Source organism: Microvirga aerophila (assembly GCF_003332305.1).
Taxonomy (GTDB): domain Bacteria; phylum Pseudomonadota; class Alphaproteobacteria; order Rhizobiales; family Beijerinckiaceae; genus Microvirga; species Microvirga aerophila.
Window position 1 is genome coordinate 40992 of record NZ_QOIO01000010.1, and the last position, 18994, is coordinate 59985.

Consider the following 18994-nt stretch of genomic DNA (forward strand, 5'->3'; position numbering starts at 1 on the left):
CAATGTCGGATACACACCAGCCGGCCCCGGCGGATGCACCCGTCCGGCTTCCGGCCATGACTGCCATGAGGCGCGGCTTCCTCTGCCGCTGCCCGGCTTGTGCGAAGGGACGGCTCTTCGGCCGCTTCCTTAAAGTGGTCGATCGCTGCGAAGCCTGCGGCACCGAGTTCCACCACCACCGGGCGGACGACCTTCCTCCCTATCTGGTGATCTTCCTTGTCGGCCACCTGATCGGCTACGGCATCCTGATGACCGAGACGAAGCTGGAGATCCCCATGTGGGTGCATCTGGCAGTCTGGCCGGCTTTGGCGCTGGTCCTGTGTCTCGCGCTCCTTCAACCCGCGAAAGGCGCTGTCGTTGGCCTGCAATACGCGCTAGGGATGCACGGATTCGGCGCAGCGCGCGCTCAAAAAATATCCGGGGAGAACGAAGGTGACGGAGACAGGGGTTCTGGAAGAGCTGAACCGCATCGCCTCGGAAGAGCGTGATCCGAAAGCCCCCAAGCTCCGCCCGGCCGATGCAGCCACCCTGATCGTCATTGATCGAAGGGGGCGCAACCCCAAGGTGCTCATGGGCAAGCGCCATGAGGGCCACCGGTTCATGCCCGGGAAGTTCGTGTTTCCGGGAGGCCGGATCGAGGCCCCGGACCGTTCCATGCCGGTGATGGGCACCCTCCACCCGCGCGCTGAGCAGACCCTGATGGCACGGGTCTCCCGTCCGTCCGTCCAGCGCAGCCGCGCCCTGGCGCTGGCGGCGATCCGCGAGACCTTTGAAGAGACGGGCATCCTGCTTGGTACGAAGGAATACGGCCCGCCCGAGACCACTCCCCCCGGCACCTGGGAGGCATTCAAGCAGCACGGCGTGTTCCCCGACCTCGAGGGCCTGCAGGTCGTCGGCCGGGCCATTACCCCGCCGGGCCGCGTCAAGCGCTTCGACACTCGCTTCTTCGCCATCGACCGGACCGCTATCGCCGGTGAGGTCGAGGGTATCGTGGGGCCCGATTCCGAGCTGGTAGAGGTGGCCTGGGTCACCTTTGCCCAGGCCCGAACCTTCGACCTGCATCACATCACGGACACGATCCTGTCCGATCTCGAAGCTCGAATCTCCAACGGCTTCGCCCACGAATTGCCGGTTCCGTTCTACCACCGCAAGAACGGCCGCTTCGTGCGGGAATTGCTCTAATTCTTTAGAAACAGTGCGCTTCCGCCCCTGCGGCGACCCGATATCCCTGGGAAACGCCTTGACTGAACGGGCATAATCGGGCAATGGATCGCCACGATTTTCTCGGCCGGGTTCGCCCGGCCTTTGCGTTTCGGCCCCGCCGAGCGCCGAACCAAGAGGTCCGACCATGGCCAAAGCCGCAACCATCAAAGTCAAGCTCGTCTCGACTGCCGACACGGGCTATTTCTACGTGACGAAGAAGAACTCCCGCACCATGACCGACAAGCTCGCGCTGAAGAAGTACGACCCGGTCGCCAAGAAGCACGTGGAGTTCAAGGAAGCCAAGATTAAGTAACCGGCTTTCCACCAAACGTCTGTTTCCATTGCAAAAGCCGCCTCAGAAATGGGGCGGCTTTTGCATGTCTACGCTGTTGCGGGCATCTGACGCGAGTCGAGTAGGCTGGCGGAAGCGCCGATGCAACGGCCGCGTCCCTCTCACAGGCTAAATCCGCCGTCCGGGATAAACTGGTGAAAGGCATCAGTTTCGTCAGGGCGATGCGGCTTCCGGCCTCTCGTCGGACGGAAGCCCCCATTGATGATAAGGCTGCTCGCCTCAGTACCGGCAGACGACGCGCGGGGTGCGGTATGGCATGGGCGGCGGGGTGTAGCATCCGGTTCGTGGTGCGACGGCGCGACCGCGTGCGACGTTGTCTCGGCCCCGAGGACGCTGGTACCTCGGCCGCTCATCGTAAGTGGGACGACCGTATGCTCTAGGACCGTACGCCGGAGGGCCATATGCCGGAGGACCATAGCGCCTGCGCGGGCGGTAATCGTCCTCGTAGTACGGACGCCTGTAGCCGTAACTCGGCTCATCGTCCCAAAACTGCACTTTCGCGACAGCCGCCCCGTCTTCGAGGCCAACTGCCGGCAAAGCGCCGAAAGATGCCGCCGAGGCCGACTGGCCCGGAAGCCAAAGTCCCAAACCGATTACCGACGCCAACGCAAATGTTCTGAACAAGACACGCTCCTCTGAGAGACGGATATCAACCTAAGCTCTCTCAGCTGAACCTGCCCTGAAGCCACAAAGTTCCGATACGCCGTTCTCTTGTCATTATTGGCGCTGCAAAGGATTCAGGAAGCCCGTTTAGTGCTGTACGGATGTCCCGTTACGATTGCAGATCCACCACTGCCCCGCTGGCATCGAGCCGGCAGACGATTTGCGATTGCCGGACTTGGCTTGCCTCGGCTCGGGCATAGGTCACTCTGACTGCGATGGGAGCCGCGAGCCCACCGTCGCGCATGCGGTTCAGTCTTCCGGCGCTGACCGCGTCCACTCGCACGGCTCCGTAAGGAATTGCCGCCTGGACGACAGATGTGCGGCACGCCTGAACGATCTGAAGCGGGGTGCCGACCCGTTGAGCAAGAGGCTGCTCGACGCTCACCGAGGCCTGTTGCGTCCCAAAGGGGAGAACGCCGGTCGCAGAGCCTGAACGGTCACGGAGGGGCACAAGAGCGGACGGCAGCTCGAGGCTGGCACTAGCTCTTCCGACAGCGACGGGAACCCGCGTCGGCACGGCCACGGCGGAAACGTTTGGCGTCACCCGCGCAGTCGGGGCAGGTGCGGCACGCTGAGTGCTCCTCGGGGCCGAGGAGCCTGTCGCTGCTGGCGCAGGAGACGGGCTTGCTGCGGCGGCAGCCGGGGATGGGCTCGTGGCAGCAGATGCTGCCGGCGCATTCGCTGCGGCCGGAGCACTCGATGGCGGTGACGACGGAGCGGATGACTGGGCTGGCGCTCCAGGGGACGGTCGGCTGCTGCTCGTGCTGCTTGTCCCCGCAGGAGCGCCTGTTCCTGGTGCAGGTCCAGCCGCACCGCGTCCCGAAAAACCGCCGCTGCCGATCGCACCCCGCCCCGACACGCCCCCACTGCTGGTCGCATCGCGGCCCGACACGCCGCCGGCGCCTGCTGCCGGGCTGACGCCGGGGCTGCTGTTCCTGCCGCCCAAGCCACCACCGAGACCACTTAACCCGCCCAGGCCGCCTCCCAAAGAACCGCCGATGGCGCCGCCACTCGACGCACCTTTGCCGCTTCCACTGGCCTGGCCTTGTCCACCGACACTGGTGCCTCCGGTACTGGCGCCATTTCTGCCGCCTCGGGCTTCGCCGTTTCCGCTGGCGGACGGGCCGGCGCTCTCGGCCCCGGCCCGTCCGCCAGCGCCCCCTGAGCCTCCACCCAGGCCACCCAAGCCGCCTAGACCGCCGGACCGGCCTCCAATGCCACCCCCGCCAAGCCCCCCTGAGCCACCTGAACCACCATTGGCTCCGCTTCCGCCAAGTCCGCCCGATCCGCCACTCACGCCACCCCCACCACCCAAGCCGCCTCCAGCCCCGCCGCCGCTTTTCCCACCGCCGGGGCCGCCGTTTGACTGGCTTGAGCCGCCTCGGCCCGAGTCGCCGGAACTGCCGCCGCCTTTGCTCCCACCATCTCCTTTACCGCCGCCGGCGGATCCTCCAGAGTTGCCGCCTCCGTTACCATTGCCGCCATTTCCACCATTCCCGTTGCCATTTCCGCCTTTTGACAGGACTGGTTGAGCGGCCAGAAGGGTGATGGCGACGATGGAAACGAGGGATGTCCGAAGCATGGGGCCTCCAAGTGGTCACTGCCCAAGAACGTGCGTATGCACAAGGTTCAGTTCGGTAGCTTGGCTCTGGCCGGATCCCGCTGCACGTGACGCTAAGCCGAATTCTCACGGGAATGGTCAGGCTTGTGTTCGGGCACGGAAGCGCTCGAGCCATCGCGAACTTAGTCGCGATCCGGTATCTGCCGACACCCACAAGTGATCGGCTTCTCTCTCGGTCACGAGCTTGGGTCGGGCTTGGCCCACCGTCAAGCCGAACTCGGCCTGATCGCCTTGTGGAGTAATCCCTACTGCCCACTAGGACGCGCACGATCCAACTTCAGGGCTGGACAAGGCGTCCTACGGGCAGGAGCTCGGGCGATGAACGCTTAGTATACGTCCCAGAATTCGCCGATCGGCTGCAATGCACTTGGCAGCCGGAGCAGGCGACCCTCAGGCGCGCGATCGACCTCGCGAACAGGTGGGCGGCGCTGCGGGTTTGTCCTGGCCGAAACCCGGCTGGTGCGTTCCGGCGCTTCCTTGTCCAATGCGGAGATCGGCTTCGGTCGATCAGGCTTAATCTGTTCTGCCGGATTTCGCGGCAACACGACCTTCGTTCGAGCGGCCGGTTTGGAAGACGTTCGTGCCTTTTTCTTGTCGTCCTTCAGGGCAGGTTGCGGATCCTGCTTGGGAGGGTTCGCAATGTCGGATCTGGATTCCAGCGCGGCGAGCTGGCGTTTCGCCGCCTCAAGCTCGCGGGCGACCGCAGCCGTTCTGGCTTTTTCTCGCGAAAGTGCCCCTTTCAGCTCCTCGGTCGTGGCTTCGTCCGTTCGCATAGTCGTAAGCAGTCGTTTCAACGCCTCCGCCTCACGGGCGGCAGAAGCGGCCTTGTTCGTCTCCCGCTCAAGCGCTGCCTTCAGCTCCGCGCTGTCGGGTTCGTCCGACGCCACCTGGGAAGCCTGTGCTTTCACGGAATCCAGTTCCCGCAGCGCGCCATCTGCGCGGGTCTTTTCCCGCGCCAGGGCTTGTTCGAACTCGGCGGCTCTGGCGTTGGCTGCCATTGCGCCCGCAAGCTGCCCCCTGGTCTTTTCGAGATCACCTGCGGCTTGGGCGGACCGCGCCTTCTCCTGCTCCAACGCCGCCCTCAGTTGCGCCGCGCTCGACGCCTCATCCTTCACACGGGCGAACTGTCTTTGTAGGGCATTCAACTGCTGCGTCACGGAATCGGCGCGCTCGCGTTCGAGGGCAGCTGTGCGCTCCGTCTCGGCGGCTTTCGCTACACCCGCCTTCAGAACGACAAGCTCCCCCTTCGCCGCATCGAGTGCCCGGGAGACGGAAACGAACTGCTGCTTCTCCTGCTCCAGGGCAGCGTTGAGCTGGGCGACCTTCGGAAGAACAGCCCGGGCAGCGGCAAGCTGAGTCTGCGTGGCGGCGAGTTCCTGAAGCGCTGCATCCGCCCTTCCCTTCTCACGCTCCCACGACTCCTTGAACTCCGTTGTCTTGAGTTCACCCGACCGGAGCGAGGTCAGTTGTCCCCTCAGGGTCCCCAGATCCCGCTCGGCGCTGGCTGCCCTGGCTTCGCTCGCTTTAAGGATCGCGAGCTGTTCTCTGGCTGCCTCAAGCTCCCGAGCAAAGGTGACGGACCGCTGCTTCTCCTGCTCCAGGACGGCATTCAAGTCGGACGCTTTGGATTCAACAGCCCTGAGGGACGCGAGCTCCTTCTTCGCGCTTTCGAGCTCCTGAGCGACCGATGCGTATCGCTCCGTCTCCTGGCGTAGCACCGCTTTCAACTCGGATGCGTCAGCGGCAGCTTTAGCTTCGAGGGAGGCGAGTTGGTCTCGCATATGGCCCAATTGCGACTGCGCGGTGTCGGCCCGCTCTTTCTCGCGAGCCGCTGCTGCCTTTTGTTCGGCAGCGTTGACCTCGGCGGCCTTCAGGGTTGCAAGCTGCGATCGGACCGTTTCGACCTCACGGGCAACTGCGGTCGATCGTGATTTTTCCTGCTCCAATGCCCGGTTCAGTTCGGCTTCACTCGTTCGCACGGCCACGAGTTGACCCTGAATGGCATTCAGTTCCTGCACTGCTGCGTCGGCCCGATCCCTCTCCCGCTCGAGCGCCTTTTTCGCTTCCGCCAACTCGGTCTGGCTTGAGGCGACGCCGTCGCCAGCGCGACCCGGAGATGCGGGCGAAGCCGCATTTTGCCCGTCGGTCACCAGCGTCTGCAAGGATGCGCGAAGACCAGGCTCGTCGATGTGATCGATCATGATCACGGCAAGCGACCCCATCTCCACGGCGGCGGAAAGCAGCTGCTTTGCCCCCGCCACATCGCCCTGTCGAATCAGGGCTTCGAGCTTCCCGATGAGTTCTCTGCGCTCGCCGGAGGTCGCTAGGCTTTGGAGCATCCTGGACCATCCACCCATGGGCGCTCCGGATTGGTCCTCTTGCGGGGCTGCCGAGCCGATCTCGGGCTGTGATCCGCTTTTCGCGACGACCGCTTCGCCGGCGATGCCAGGCAGGGGCTCCATCACCATGCACGGGAGGGCTGCGGCCATAACCACGATTCGACGCCAGCTTCGCGGCGGAAGCTTCCTCGCGATATGCCCCCACCGAAGCACCAAACGACGGGACTCATTTGTCGGCTCGACCATGACAAGTTCCCCTTGGCTGCATCGTCAGAATGCGGCGTCAGCGCATATGCGCGAGGAGCGGCTGTTTCATTCAGGTACTTACAAGCGAAATCCAAAACGCGGCATAGCAACAAAGCAGAACAGAACGGACAATTCTGGCAATATTCAGCCGCAATGATGCCTACTTGCAGCGCCGAAGCTTGGGCATTCACGCATTTGGATGGGAATATCTTGACGGACCGGCGCACAGGTCACCCGTGATCCATCGCTTTTGCAGCGATCGAAACGTACTCACCTCGCGTTGTTCCTACCCCAGGCGAAGCTTCAGGGTTCCATTCATTGCCTGGACGCGAACGCGATGGGCCTCGGCTTTCGGCAGTCCTCGCGCGATGCGGGTATCGTCCACATAGACGGAGTAGGTCTGCTTCGCCTCATTCTCCAGCCTGATCGAGACATTCATGGGCAAGTCCCTTTCCGCGCTGAACTCCTGAACCGATAACGCGAAGAGGCCTTCCCGGGTTTTCCCGTTCAACCGGAACTAAGAGAGACGTGCGGGAACTTCCGCGGCTGATTGCGGGATGTATCGGGAATGATCGCCCGGCGGCTACCAGTAAGCCCACGCGGCCTTGATCAGGAGGCTCAGCGTAAGAGCGGCCAGGAGGATCGACAACGTCCGGTCACCATAGAGCATCAGGGTTTCCGAGAACATTTCAACGGACCGGCAAAGAAAGAGCGCCGATCCGGCTGGCGCTCTAGGTAGGCCGCGCTTTACGGCCATCCAGGGAGGAACGTCCGTGCCAAAGCAGGGCACGTGAGAAACCTGCGCCCAATCGGTAAACGAGTCCCTAACATCATGGTCCAAAACCACGTCCAGCGCCGCGGCAAGCTGCCGCGCACCCCACGCTAGGTATTTGGAATGGTTTTGCGGAACTCCGGCCAAGCTGCGGCGTTCTAGGGGCCCAGGGACAGGGAAACGCTCTCATGAACCATCAGAATCCCAAGTATTCCGGGACGGCGCGTCATCGAGCCGAAGACGATCTCTTCCACTTCGACCGGTCCGTAGTCGGGCGCACGGGCGAATGCGATACCGGCTTGTCCGGATCCAAGGCCTCAGCGCGCTACTGGGTCATCGCAATGCGGCCGAGATGGCTCACGGGTGCATCCCAGCCTCTCGTCCGGCCTCGCTCCGAAAGCTGAGAACCGCACCTCTGCGAGGAGTTTAACTTGAAGACGGATGTGGCCTCGCGTCTTTCGTGCAAGGCCGCCTCATAACGCCTGCTGCGGACACTGGGGATACGCTCCCGAACTGGGGTCACGCCGAGCCGGAATTGTTGCCTTTGCCCCCGCCGCCGCTAGCTTCGAGCGAGCAGACAAGAATGAAAAGGCTCAGCACCGCAGCCAGTTGAGCAATGTTCTCGACGAACAGCGGGAAGCTTTCGCGAAATGGCCCACTTGCGAGCGTCGAGAGTACCAAGACCGGGATCACGCTCCAGATCAACATACCGCGCACCTCAGAATGTGGGTGGATTTTGGGAACCGCGGATGCTTTGCAACATCGAACCTGAACAGCAGCTGTACAATTCTGTCAGCAGCTACGTTCCGTGGTCGATTTTTTGCCTAGGCGCTTGCCGCCTCGCCACTTTCCTTTGAGTGGTAGAGCCACTCCAGGCGGGTCTTATGGAACCGCTCCAGGCGTCCGGCCCTTTCGATCTGCCAGAATGGCAGCGTCATCACCGTCAGACCGGCTTCGTCGACGATCTCGATGGCGATGTCCTTTTGGGATTCTGGCGGCACCCCACTCCAAAGGTCGTGCAGTCTTCCGGCCATGGCCAGCGCCTCGTCGAGGGCGGCATCCATGCTTGGCAACTCGGACCCCTCGAGATCCTCGTCGCGTCCGAAGCGGCTGCGAACATCGAAAAAGTAGCGGGGCAAGGACCGTTCCCCTTTGAACTATTGCCGGAGCGAGACTTGAGGGATCATCCTCGAGCAGGGAGCATGCCGTGCTTAGGAAATCAACCCTGGGTCGCTCCTGGGGGTTTCTAATCCATTGGGATGCTAAACTGGCTCATTTTAAGAAGTTGCTAATTCGAGGTAGAAAACGCGTTCGGTTTTCTCAAAACCCGCTCACGGCCCTCCCAAATGAAAATGCACGCAGGAGTTAGCCGCATGACAAAGGCTAGAAAGCTCTACAGCAGCCCGAACGGCGACCGCTGGTACCTGCTCCGGGACGCATCGGGCGAGATTTTCGTCAGGCATGAAGCGAATGTGGAATCCGGCGGCGCCGTCTCCCACATCGAGATCGGCGACTTCCTCAGCTCCGGGCGCGGTCCCGAGCATCAGGAACTGTTGCGCTTGATCGGAACGTTACTGGATGACGAAGCCGCCCACGTGTGAGCGGCTCCCGAAAAAGCCCTAGGCCGAGACTTACGGTTTTTTGCCGGTCATGACCATGTGGGCGAGCGTGTCGGCGTCGAGCCCCACCGTCGGCTCCTCGGTGACCTTGCGGCCGCTTTTCAGGATGACCACCCGAGTCGCCACCGACACGACGTCGGCCATGTTGTGGCTGATCAGGATGACCGTGCGCCCTTCGGCTCGAAGGCGACGGATGAGATCGAGAACCTGCGCGGTCTCCTTGACACCCAGCGCGGCTGTCGGCTCATCCATGATGATCAGCTCCGCGTCCCAGCGCAGGGCGCGGCCGATGGCTACCGCCTGGCGCTGGCCGCCGGACAGGCGCTCGACCGGGGTCGTCATGTCGGCTACGTCGATGGCGAGCCGTTGCAGATAGCCTCGCGCCTCTTCGGCCATGCGCCGCTTGTCCAGAAGGCGGGCGAACGGGAGCCCTAAAACGGGCCGCGTCAGCTCCGATCCCAGGAACACGTTCTGGGCGATGGAGAGCCGAGGCGCGAGCGCGAGATCTTGGTAGATCGTGGCGACGCCGCGTTGCAGGGCATCCTGCGGCGAACGCAGCCGAATCGGCTCGCCCCTCAGGGCGATGGTGCCACCGGTCGGCTCCTGCGCTCCCGACACGATCCGGATCAGGCTGGACTTGCCCGCGCCGTTGTCGCCGCAGATGGCCAGCACCTCGCCGGCATGAACGTCGATGTCCACGCCCTTGAGGGCTTCGACCGCCCCATAGGTTTTCGTGATCGCGCGAAGAGACAGCAAGGGCGCCTCATCGGCGCCCTCCATGATACGAGATGCGGGCTGCATCAGTTGCCCATGAACTGCTTCACGTTCCTGGAATCCACCAGTACGGCGTCGAGGAACAGATACGGACCCGCAGTGACAGAGTCCTTCGGCTGCTTCTTGACCACGATTGTGTCGAGCGCCTCCACGGCCTGCTTGCCCATTTCCTCGAACGGGATTGCGACCGTCGCCGTCAGGGTGGATTCCGGATCGGCGATCCGCCGGTAGGTGTCGACGCCGCCGTCGATGGAGACAAGCGGGATCTCGCCTTTCTTCACTCCCTGAGCCTTCAGCATGTCGTCGATCACATAGGCTTGTCCGTCGAAGGACGCCCAGATGCCTTGGACTTGACCCTGGTTCTTCAGGAGCAGGGCCTGCATGCCGTTGCGCACGTCGTCCCGCCAGCTCTGGGTGCGGGCCATGGTGTGCGTGCCGGCCACCTTCACGCCGGTATTCTCCGACAGGACGGCATCGAGGACCTTGCCGCGGATGCGTGTGCCGACATTGCCGTCAAAACGCTGAGTCAGGATGTTGCCCTGGTAGTTCATCTGGCCGAGCAGATATAGCGCCGCCTCGGCGCCCACCTTGTACTCGTTCACCTGGATGTCGAAGAGCGTGTGAGCGCTCGTTCCGGCCATGACGGTCAGGACGGGGATGCCCGCGTCCTTGGCGCTCTTCAGCTGCGCCTCGGCCTCGACGGGCTTGCCCATGGCGATCAGGATCGCATCGGGCTTGCGCTGAACCAGCGTGTCGAGCTGCTCGGCGTGCTTGGGCAGCGAGCCTTCCGAATTCAGGACGCTGACATTCCACCCCTTTTGCTTCGCGGCAGCGGAAGCGGCATTCGCCACGCGGGCGTGGGTCTCGGACGACATCTGGAATCCGATGACCACGAGATCGAACGCATGGGCCGCCGTCGGAAGAAGCGCCGCTGCAACGAAGTTCGCCCCGAGAGCGAGCGAAGCCAGCATTTTTTTCATGAACGTCCCCTGATCGTTATCTTGGATGTTTGAGCGCATAGTACCGTCAGAAACGCCGCCGTCACGTCCTGAAACTCAATTTCTTGACGAAAGCCGCGCGTCGCATGGCAGCCGCCGACAGAGCCACCGATCCGACGATGATAAGTCCGAGAACGATATCCTGAACGTAGTAGGCGGCTCCAAGGAGAATAAGGCCATTTCCCAGGGCCTTCAGGGTGAAGGCCGCGACAAGGGTCCCGATCACATTCGGCTTTCCGGGGGTGAACATGGTCATGCCAAGCAGAACGGCGGCGATCGCATAAAGGAAGTGATCGCCCGCCATGTTCGGCGCAGCCGAGGACACGCTTGCGGCCAGGAGAACGGCAGTGCCGCCGGCGAGCAGCCCCGAAAGACCAAGGCCGAGGCGCTTCATGCGTGCGGTCCGGATGCCAGCCAGACGCGCTGCCTCCTCGGCCTCTCCGGTAGCGACGAGATGGGAGCCTGCCCTGGTCCAGTTCACGAACACGAAGATGGTCGCTGCAACGCCGACCAGCCACCAGACGAGATTGGGAACCCCGAGCAGGGAGCCGCGGGCGAGCCCCGTGAAACCCGTGGGCCAGCGTCCCACGAAGGCAACGCCCTGCGTGATCATGAAAGCAAGCCCTTTGGCAACCGCCGCCGTCCCGAGGGTCGCGATGAGGGATGGGACCCGAAGAGACGTGACCGCCAACCCGTTGGCGACGCCGCAAAGGAGCCCTGCCCCGAGACCCGCCGCAACGGCGATCCAGACAGGCTGGCCTGCATGGACCAGGGCGCCAGTGATCACGGCCGCAAGGCTTGCCACTTCGGCGATCGACAGATCGAGTTCCGCCGTCATGAGCGCAAGAGCGAAGCCGAGCGCGAGGATCGCCAGGAAGCTCGTCTCCTTCAGAATGATCGACAGGTTTCCGGGTGTCGCGAAGGCCGGGGTGGCAACCGCGAAGAAAATGACGATCGCGAGTCCCGCAAGAGCGGTCCCATAAGTCGAAAGAAAATGACGCATTCGGTTCACTCGCGAATCAACAGGTCCATCATGAGGATGAGGCAGGCACAGCCAAGCCCTTTGCCGTGCGCATGGTGGCCAGACGGTGGGCAATCGGGGCCGCGGCCGGAACCGCGTCCTTATAAACGGCATAGAGGGCGTCGTAATCGTCGACCCGATCGGGCCGAGGCTCAAAACGCCTGCTCGGACGCGCAATCGTTTCCTGAGCTTCGGCCAGTGAGGCATAGTCGCCAAGTCCAGTCCAGGCGACCGCCGCGCAGCCGAGAAGCCCAGGCTCGTCGCAAGCTCCAACCACCACCGGGCGACGCATCACATCGGCCCTGACCTGGCACCAAGCCTCGCTCCGCGCTCCGCCGCCCCCGAACCTGATTTCCTTCGCAGGTTCGCCCGCGGCGGCCTCCGCACGCTCGAGGACGAATCTTGCCGAAAAGGCCGCGCCCTCCAGCACCGCCCATGCGAGATCGGTCGGTCCATGGCCTGTGGCCAAGCCCAGGAAAGCGCCTCGCAAGTCCGGGTCCCAATAGGGAACCCGCTCGCCCTGCAGGAACGGCAGGAACAAGACCGGCTGCGGGTGACGCTCTCCGGCGAGGAGGCCCGAGAAACTGACAGCCATGTCCTGCCGATCCACACCGCAGGCGCGACTCAGCCAGGGAATGACGTCAGCGCCGTTCTGGCTCGGGCCGCCGGTTTGATGGAAACCCAGCCCCCAATCGACGCTCATCAGACCCTGCGCAACGGCGGGCCGGCTCGAGACCAGGCCCAGTACCTCGCTGGTCCCGACGATATTATACGCCATGCCCGGACGCAGAGCGCCGAGTCCGAGAACGGCCGTCCACGTATCGTTGGAGGCCATGAAAACGGGGCACCCCGCGAGCGCATCGAGAGGCTGTGGAAGCCCCGCCCCAACGTGGTCGATCATCGCGGATGGTTCGACAAGCTGCGGCAGCAGGGAGCAAAATCGCGACAACGCCCCCTCGCCGCCCGTAACAGCCAGGAGCCGCGCCAGGGAAATCTTGTCGCTCGCAGCGCGGCCAGTCAGTTTGACAGCAAGGTAGTCCTTCGGGTCGACGACAAATCGGGCCTTTGCAAAAATCTCCGGCTCGTGCCGCTCGATCCACGCCAACCGCGCGACCGGGTGAAAGGCATCGATGCTTTCGCCGTCATGCGCCGCAGCCAAGTCGGCGGCCTCGATCCCGGCGCGGCTGTCGCGCCAAGTGATCGCCGGGCGCACGGCGCTTCCCTCTTCATCGACGAGAACCTGGGTTCGGGTCATGCCGCAAATGGAAACGCCCGCCACCGTGCGCAGCAAGTCGGGGTTGTCGGCCGCAAGAGACGCAACAAGATCCTGAAACGCCTGCCACCACAGATTGGGATCGACCTCGGACTGCCCGTGCGAATCCACCGTGAGCGTCAGGGCGCAGGCCGCCGTGGCCACCACATCGCCTCGCCGGTCGACTAGCCCGACGCGAAGGCTGGAGCCGCCCATGTCGCAGCACAGAACAGTCTCGCTCGCGTCGCCCACCGGATGGCCCATCCCTGCCCGTTCGCCCGTCGTGCTCCGGGCACTATCCGACCGGCAACGCTGCGTAAATCATAAACTTTGCAGTCGCAGGCGGGGTCGGATGAGAACGCCAGGCGGAAACGGCCCAGCTTCATTCCGTATAGGAATACCCTGTCGATGAATTTTCATTTGTCACAGGACCATTCCCCTGAGACACCCGGGCGAGGAGAATTTTGCGATGACAACTCCAAGCGTCCTGTGGGCGTCCAGATTTCGGTCCGGCCCATCGGCCGAGCTCATGAACCTGTCCCGGTCGGATTCCAGCCATTTCCGGCTGGCAGCCTATGACCTGGCGGCCTCCTTTTCCCATGCGCGGGAACTCGTTCGGGCTGGCCTGATCAACGAGGCGGAAGGCGAACGCATTGCGGCGGCGCTCACCGCCATCCGGACGGACATCGAGACAGGTCTCGTCAACCCCTCGCAGGCGGACGAGGACGTGCACACGTTCCTGGAACGGATGCTGATGGACCGCCTCGGCCCTCTTGGGGGCAAGCTCCGGGCTGGGCGCTCCCGCAATGACCAGGCGGCCAACGATCTCAAGCTCTATCTCCGGGACAAGGGCCGCCGCATCGCCCTCGATCTGCTTGTCCTGCAGGAAGCTCTGGCCGGTCAGGCCGAGCAACACCTTCATACCCTTGCGCCGGGCTTTACCCATCTCCAACCCGCGCAGCCCGTCAGCTTCGCGCACCAGCTTCTGGCCCACGCTCAGGGCTTCGCTCGGGACATCGAGCGCATGCAGGATTGGGATCGGCGCGCCGCGCGCTCTCCCCTTGGAGCCGCAGCTCTGGCGGGCTCCGCCATCGCGAAGCAGCCGGACCTGTCGGCCCGCGAACTCGGATACGAGGCCCCCTGTGAGAATTCCATCGATGCGGTCGGCAGCCGTGACCATGTTGCAGAGTTCCTTTTTGCGACCGCCATGCTGGGCGTTAACCTGTCCCGCCTCGCGGAGGAAATCTTCCTGTGGTCGACCCGGCAGTTCCGCTGGATCGAGCTCGACGACGCCTATGCGACCGGCTCATCGATCATGCCGCAGAAGAAAAACGCCGATATCGCGGACCTGACCCGCGGTCGCGCCGCGCGGCTCATCGGCGGGCTCGCGACGATGCTCACCGCCCTCAAGGGGCTGCCCTTCGCCTATAACCGCGACCTCGCGGAGGACAAGCGCGCCGCGTTCGAGGCGGTGGACACCCTCGCGGCGGTGCTGCCCGCCATGGCCGGCATGGTGCGCACGATGACGGTGAATGTGGACGAACTGGCCCGACAGGCCACGGACAGTTTCACCCTGGCGACCGAGGTTGCGGACTGGCTTGCGCGGCGAGGCGTGCCTTTTTCCGAAGCGCATGAGATCACCGGGCGGCTCGTGCGCCGCTGCGAGGATCTCGGCATTGGTCTTGGGGAGCTATCCGAGGCGGAGCTCGCAACCGTCGACGCGCGCCTGGACCCATCTGTCAAATCCTGTTTGACGGCGGAGGCGGCGGTGGCCGGTCGCAACGGTTACGGCGGTACGGCTCCGGAGCGGGTGATTGAGCAACTCGCGCGTCTTCGCTTACTGTGCGATAGCCAGGGTGAATGGGCGATGCACTATGAGGGCCCACGGACATGAACGGGCAGCAGCGAGGAGAACCGCGATGAGTAGCGCCGCCGCAGAAGCCGCAATCGGCTCGGGCACCGGGACCGAGCGCTTCGATCCTTCCATCGCCCATCTGACGCACGTGCCGCGCCGCCATTATGGGCGCTGGATCGCCAGCCTCCTGATCGTCCTCGCCTTCGCCTACGTTGGGAAGGCATTTGCTGAGGGACAGATCGACTGGAAGGTGGTGGGCCAGTTTTTTACCGCGCAAGCCATCATGGAAGGTTTGGTGAACACGATCATCATGACGTTCTGCGCCATGGCTCTTGGCATCGTGCTGGGAATTTTGTTCGCCGTCATGGTCATGTCGCCCAATCCCGTCCTGAAGGGAGTGGCGGTCTTCTATATCTGGTTCTTTCGCGGCACGCCCCTGATCCTGCAACTGCTGATCTGGTTCAATCTTGCCCTTGTGTTTCCGCGCATTGGCATCCCCGGGCTCTTCGAAGCCCGCATGGTGGACGTGATGACGCCGTTCGTGGCTACCCTCCTCGGCCTCGGCATCAACCAGGGCGCTTACACGGCGGAGGTGGTGCGCTCCGGCATTCTCTCGGTGGATACCGGCCAGACGGAAGCTGCGAAATCCATCGGCATGACCCGGCTGACGACCCTGCGGCGCATCGTTCTTCCGCAGGCCATGCGCGTGATCATTCCGCCCGTCGGCAACGAGGTCATCAGCATGGTGAAGCTCACCTCGATTGCAAGCGTCATCGGCTTTGCCGAAGTGCTGCGTAACGCCCAGACGATTTATTACGCCAATGCGCGCGTGATCGAACTTCTGATCGTCGCGGCGGCCTGGTACTTGATGATCGTCACGGTCCTCAGCGTCGGACAGCATTTCCTGGAACGCTACTTCGCCAAAGGCCACAATCGCCGCCGCGCCCGCGTTGCGGCCCGTCCAGCCGTGGGGGCTTAAGCCATGACGCCGATTGTCGTCGCAGCGGATGTTCGCAAGACCTTCGGCTCGGTCCAGGCACTCGACGGCGTTTCGATCGAGATTTCAACCGGCCGCGTGCTGTGCATCGTTGGTCCGTCCGGGTCGGGGAAGAGCACCTTTCTCCGCTGCATCAACCAGCTCGAACGCATCGACTCGGGGGCCATCTGGGTGGACGGCGAACTGGTCGGCTACCGGCGGGTCGGGGATAAGCTCTACGAGCTGACGGATGCGGAGGTTGCGCGCCAGCGCCTGGCGAGCGGCATGGTGTTCCAACGTTTCAATCTGTTCCAGCACCTCACAGCAATCGAAAACATCATCGAAGGTCCGGTGACGGTGCAGAAGCGGCGTCGCAGCGAGGCCATCGACGAAGCCGTGGCGCTTCTGGATCAGGTAGGGCTTGCAGCGAAGCGGGATGCCTATCCGTCGGAGCTGTCAGGCGGCCAGCAGCAGCGCGTGGCCATTGCCCGGGCTCTCGCCATGCGGCCGAAACTGATGCTGTTCGACGAGCCGACATCGGCGCTCGATCCGGAACTCGTGGGGGACGTTCTCGCGGTTATGAGAAATCTTGCGAGCTCCGGCATGACCATGATTGTGGTGACCCACGAGCTCGGCTTCGCCCGCGAGGTGGCCAACGAGGTTGTGTTCATGGACCAGGGGGCCATTGTGGAACGGGGCCCCCCGCAGGACGTGCTTGTGCATCCGCAGCAACAGCGGACCCGCGACTTCATCGCCGCGGTTCTGGCCTGAAGAACCATCCATAAGGAAAGGGATCGAACAAATGAAACTCATGACAGGATTGCTGGCAAGCGCGCTTGCAATCGGCCTGGTGTCGGCGGCCACGGCCGCCGAACTGCCCGACCGGATCAAGAAGGCGGGCAAGATCGTCGTCGCGACGATGCCGAATTACGCGCCGATCACGTTCAAAGATCCGGCCACCAACAAGCTCACGGGCTTCGACATCGATCTTGGGGAGGCCCTCGCCAAGGAACTCGGGGTTGCGATCGAGTGGCAGGAAATCGCCTTCGCACAGATGATCCCCTCGCTCCAGACAGGCCGCGTGGACCTGGCCCTCGCGGGCATGAGCGACCTGCCCGGGCGACGCGAGATCGTGGATTTCGTGGACTACATGAAGTCCGGCGCGCAGTTCTACACCTCGCCCGCCATGGCGGCGACCATCAAGACGCCGGAGGACCTCTGCGGCAAGAAGGTGGGCGCCAGCCGCTCCACCAACTGGCCGCGCCAGATCACGGAGTGGAGCCAGGCGAACTGCGTCGCCAAGGGTAAACCCGCCATCGAGTCCATCGGCACCGAAGGTTCCGCGGATGCGCGCACGCAGCTCAAGACGCAGCGCATCGATGCCGCCGTCCAGGGTAACGAAACCCTGCCCTACTTCCAGTCACAGGAGCCGAACACCTACGTGCTCATCGGCGAGGCGTTCACCACCTCCCTGTCGGGCGTTCCGGTGCTCAAGACCGAGACGCAACTGCGCGATGCCGTGAAGGAAGGCTTTGAGCGCCTTCAGCAGAAGGGCGTCTACGACGAAATCCTGAAGAAGTACGGTCTCCAGGCGAACAAGCTCTCGCCCATCGGGATCAATCAGGGCACCGACTGATCGGCAAATATGGGGGCCTGTGCCGCCATGGCACAGCCCCTTTCATGAGAGCATCTGAAGATCGCCATCGACGGAGATCGCCTGGCCGGAAATGGTTCGCCCGCGGGGCGAGCACAGGAAGACGATCTGGTCGGCAAGCTGCTGAGCCGTCACATATTCCTTGAGCGATGCGTTCGCGAGCGCAGCCTTCTCCATCTCCCCGAACGAGACGCCCTGCTGCTGCGCCTTCGCCTCCAGCACGCGCCGTTGCCGGTCGCCCGCCACAATGCCAGGCAGGATCGCATTCACCCGGATGCCATCCTGTCCCAGTTCGCGGGAAAGGGATTTCGTGAAGCCGATCACGGCCCACTTGGCCGCCGCATAGGGTGAGCGCAGTGGAAAGCCGAAGCGGCCTGCGGCGGACGAGACATTGACGATCGAGGCATTCGGACTTTTCCTCAAGTGAGGAACCGCCAACCGGGTGCAGTTGAATTGCCCGGTGATGCACACGTCCAGGCAGCGATCCCAGTCCTCCGGATTAATCTCTTCCACCCGGCCTGTTGGCCCGGCGATGCCGGCATTGTTGACGAGAACGTCGAGCCCGCCGAGGGCACTCAGTGCATCGTCGAAAACTTTTGTCATCCCTGCCCGGTCGGCTACGTCCCCATAGGACGCGGTCAGCTCGAGGTCTGACGACGCAACCGCTTCGAGGGCGGCGCGGTCCACGTCGCAGGCATGCACCCGCGCCCCTTCGCGGAGAAACGTGCGGGCAATCTCAAGGCCGATGCCAGCGGCACCGGCCGTCACGAAAACGCGCAGTCCGGCAATGTCGAGGTCCATCTTGATCGTCTCCGTCCCTATGATCTTTTATGAAATGCCACCAACTTCGCGACCCCTGGGGTGAGATGGCGCGCTAGAATCCGCGGCATCGGCTAATCCGTCAGGCGCCCGGTGCTTTCGATGAAGCTGGCGGCTCCCTCGATATCGTCCGTCAGGGCCTTGCGCGCCGCCGCTTCATTTCCAGCCTCTACGGCCGCGACGAGTCGTCGATGCTGCTCCGCCGCGCCGCCCGTGCGAAGCCGATCGGGCGAGACCTTGAGGTCAAAATTCAACACCGGCCCGATCTTCAGCCACAAACCTTCGATGATGCCTACCAGAGTGGGCAGACCCGTGGCCCTGTAGACGGCGAAATGCAGCTCCTTGTTGGCGCGCACGGCTTGGTCCGCTTGGGGATCCGGGCTGCGCGCCTGGTCCAGAAAAGCCGATTCGAAACGCTTCATGGCGACGAGGTCTGAAGCCGAGCGGTTGCGCGCCGCCTCCTCGGCGGCGAAACCCTCGACCGCCAGCCTGACAGCGGTGAGTTCGCGAAAGCGCGCGCGGCTCATCAAAGGCACGCGGACCGCGCGGTTGGGCAAAACCTCCAGGGATTGATCGGACACCAGACGAGCCACGGCCTCCCGCACCGGCATGATCGAGACGCCGAGCGTTTCCGCCACCGTGCGGAGAGACATCTTCTGCCCCGGAGCGAGTTCGCCGCTCATCAGGAGCTCTCGCAATTCCGCATGAACACGCTCGCCTAGAGTGACACGTTCAAGCCGGCCGATCTGGGTGATCGCCGTTGGGGTTTCGGTAATTCGGGGGCTCGACAAGTTGCTCATTTTCAGACAGTCTAACTGTGATCACAGATC

General features: G+C 63.5%; 21 protein-coding genes. 9 read left to right on the top strand and 12 right to left on the bottom strand.

Going from position 1 to position 18994, the window contains the following annotated elements; all coding sequences use genetic code 11:
- Nucleotides 1–2 precede the first annotated feature (2 nt).
- The 3 genes from DRB19_RS07370 to rpmG all read left to right on the top strand — a co-directional run bounded on the left by DRB19_RS07370 (nt 3) and on the right by rpmG (nt 1516).
- Nucleotides 3–488, top strand: a complete 486-nt coding sequence (locus DRB19_RS07370; protein WP_114185480.1) for a DUF983 domain-containing protein — start codon at nt 3–5, stop codon at nt 486–488.
- Nucleotides 433–1182, top strand: coding sequence for an NUDIX hydrolase (locus DRB19_RS07375; protein WP_114185398.1), 750 nt, complete (start codon nt 433–435; stop codon nt 1180–1182). Before DRB19_RS07370 ends, DRB19_RS07375 begins: the two co-directional genes overlap by 56 nt.
- Before the next feature lie 166 nt (nt 1183–1348).
- A complete protein-coding gene (gene rpmG / locus DRB19_RS07380) occupies nt 1349–1516 on the top strand; it encodes a 50S ribosomal protein L33 (protein WP_114185399.1) in 168 nt (55 codons plus the stop codon).
- Nucleotides 1517–2327: 811 nt separating this feature from the next.
- Here the strand turns inward: rpmG and DRB19_RS29805 are convergent.
- The 4 genes from DRB19_RS29805 to DRB19_RS07405 form a co-directional block, all read right to left on the bottom strand.
- Nucleotides 2328–2603, bottom strand: coding sequence for a hypothetical protein (locus DRB19_RS29805; protein WP_162815616.1), 276 nt, complete (start codon nt 2601–2603; stop codon nt 2328–2330).
- A 908-nt stretch (nt 2604–3511) separates the two neighbouring features.
- On the bottom strand, nt 3512–3724 hold the full coding sequence (locus DRB19_RS07395; protein ID WP_162815617.1) for a hypothetical protein: 213 nt from the start codon (nt 3722–3724) through the stop codon (nt 3512–3514).
- Nucleotides 3725–4165: 441 nt separating this feature from the next.
- The gene (locus tag DRB19_RS07400) at nt 4166–6328 is read right to left on the bottom strand and encodes a coiled-coil domain-containing protein (protein ID WP_114185403.1); all 2163 of its coding nucleotides are present in this window, start codon (nt 6326–6328) and stop codon (nt 4166–4168) included.
- Between the two features lie 382 nt (nt 6329–6710).
- Complete coding sequence (locus DRB19_RS07405; RefSeq protein WP_162815618.1) at nt 6711–6863, bottom strand: hypothetical protein; 153 nt, start codon at nt 6861–6863, stop codon at nt 6711–6713.
- A gap of 521 nt (nt 6864–7384) precedes the next feature.
- On the opposite strand from DRB19_RS07405, the gene DRB19_RS07415 reads away from it, so the two are divergent.
- On the top strand, nt 7385–7600 hold the full coding sequence (locus DRB19_RS07415) for a hypothetical protein (RefSeq protein WP_114185406.1): 216 nt from the start codon (nt 7385–7387) through the stop codon (nt 7598–7600).
- A gap of 115 nt (nt 7601–7715) precedes the next feature.
- Here the strand turns inward: DRB19_RS07415 and DRB19_RS07420 are convergent, their stop codons facing one another.
- Both DRB19_RS07420 and DRB19_RS07425 read right to left on the bottom strand, forming a co-directional pair.
- Nucleotides 7716–7904: a hypothetical protein gene (locus DRB19_RS07420; protein ID WP_114185407.1), complete on the bottom strand. Its 189-nt coding sequence runs from the start codon at nt 7902–7904 to the stop codon at nt 7716–7718.
- A gap of 116 nt (nt 7905–8020) precedes the next feature.
- Complete coding sequence (locus tag DRB19_RS07425; RefSeq protein WP_114185408.1) at nt 8021–8335, bottom strand: DUF6894 family protein; 315 nt, start codon at nt 8333–8335, stop codon at nt 8021–8023.
- A gap of 234 nt (nt 8336–8569) precedes the next feature.
- Between DRB19_RS07425 and DRB19_RS07430 the strand changes: the two genes are divergently transcribed.
- Nucleotides 8570–8797 carry a hypothetical protein gene (locus tag DRB19_RS07430; RefSeq protein WP_114185409.1) on the top strand — a complete coding sequence of 76 codons (228 nt, stop codon included), beginning with the start codon at nt 8570–8572 and terminating at the stop codon, nt 8795–8797.
- Nucleotides 8798–8827: 30 nt separating this feature from the next.
- On the opposite strand, the gene DRB19_RS07435 is transcribed toward DRB19_RS07430, so the two are convergent.
- From DRB19_RS07435 to DRB19_RS07450, 4 genes are all read right to left on the bottom strand, one after another.
- Nucleotides 8828–9571 (bottom strand): ATP-binding cassette domain-containing protein, encoded by a 744-nt coding sequence (locus DRB19_RS07435; protein WP_245439313.1) that lies wholly within the window; start codon nt 9569–9571, stop codon nt 8828–8830.
- 44 nt (nt 9572–9615) lie between these two features.
- Nucleotides 9616–10569 carry a sugar ABC transporter substrate-binding protein gene (locus DRB19_RS07440; RefSeq protein ID WP_114185482.1) on the bottom strand — a complete coding sequence of 318 codons (954 nt, stop codon included), beginning with the start codon at nt 10567–10569 and terminating at the stop codon, nt 9616–9618.
- Between the two features lie 61 nt (nt 10570–10630).
- A complete protein-coding gene (locus DRB19_RS07445; RefSeq protein WP_114185410.1) occupies nt 10631–11590 on the bottom strand; it encodes an ABC transporter permease in 960 nt (319 codons plus the stop codon).
- Nucleotides 11591–11618: 28 nt separating this feature from the next.
- Nucleotides 11619–13124, bottom strand: a complete 1506-nt coding sequence (locus tag DRB19_RS07450; protein WP_114185411.1) for a xylulokinase — start codon at nt 13122–13124, stop codon at nt 11619–11621.
- Between the two features lie 205 nt (nt 13125–13329).
- On the opposite strand from DRB19_RS07450, the gene argH reads away from it, so the two are divergent.
- Genes argH through DRB19_RS07470 form a run of 4 tightly spaced genes read left to right on the top strand, consistent with a single transcriptional unit; the run spans nt 13330 to nt 17327 of the window.
- On the top strand, nt 13330–14754 hold the full coding sequence (gene argH, locus DRB19_RS07455) for an argininosuccinate lyase (RefSeq protein ID WP_114185412.1): 1425 nt from the start codon (nt 13330–13332) through the stop codon (nt 14752–14754).
- A gap of 25 nt (nt 14755–14779) precedes the next feature.
- On the top strand, nt 14780–15694 hold the full coding sequence (locus DRB19_RS07460; protein WP_114185413.1) for an amino acid ABC transporter permease: 915 nt from the start codon (nt 14780–14782) through the stop codon (nt 15692–15694).
- 3 nt (nt 15695–15697) lie between these two features.
- On the top strand, nt 15698–16462 hold the full coding sequence (locus DRB19_RS07465; RefSeq protein ID WP_114185414.1) for an amino acid ABC transporter ATP-binding protein: 765 nt from the start codon (nt 15698–15700) through the stop codon (nt 16460–16462).
- 31 nt (nt 16463–16493) lie between these two features.
- On the top strand, nt 16494–17327 hold the full coding sequence (locus DRB19_RS07470; RefSeq protein WP_114185415.1) for an ABC transporter substrate-binding protein: 834 nt from the start codon (nt 16494–16496) through the stop codon (nt 17325–17327).
- A 42-nt stretch (nt 17328–17369) separates the two neighbouring features.
- On the opposite strand, the gene DRB19_RS07475 is transcribed toward DRB19_RS07470, so the two are convergent.
- Both DRB19_RS07475 and DRB19_RS07480 read right to left on the bottom strand, forming a co-directional pair.
- Complete coding sequence (locus tag DRB19_RS07475) at nt 17370–18146, bottom strand: SDR family oxidoreductase (protein WP_114185416.1); 777 nt, start codon at nt 18144–18146, stop codon at nt 17370–17372.
- Nucleotides 18147–18238: 92 nt separating this feature from the next.
- Nucleotides 18239–18955: a GntR family transcriptional regulator gene (locus tag DRB19_RS07480; protein ID WP_245439314.1), complete on the bottom strand. Its 717-nt coding sequence runs from the start codon at nt 18953–18955 to the stop codon at nt 18239–18241.
- Nucleotides 18956–18994 lie beyond the last annotated feature (39 nt).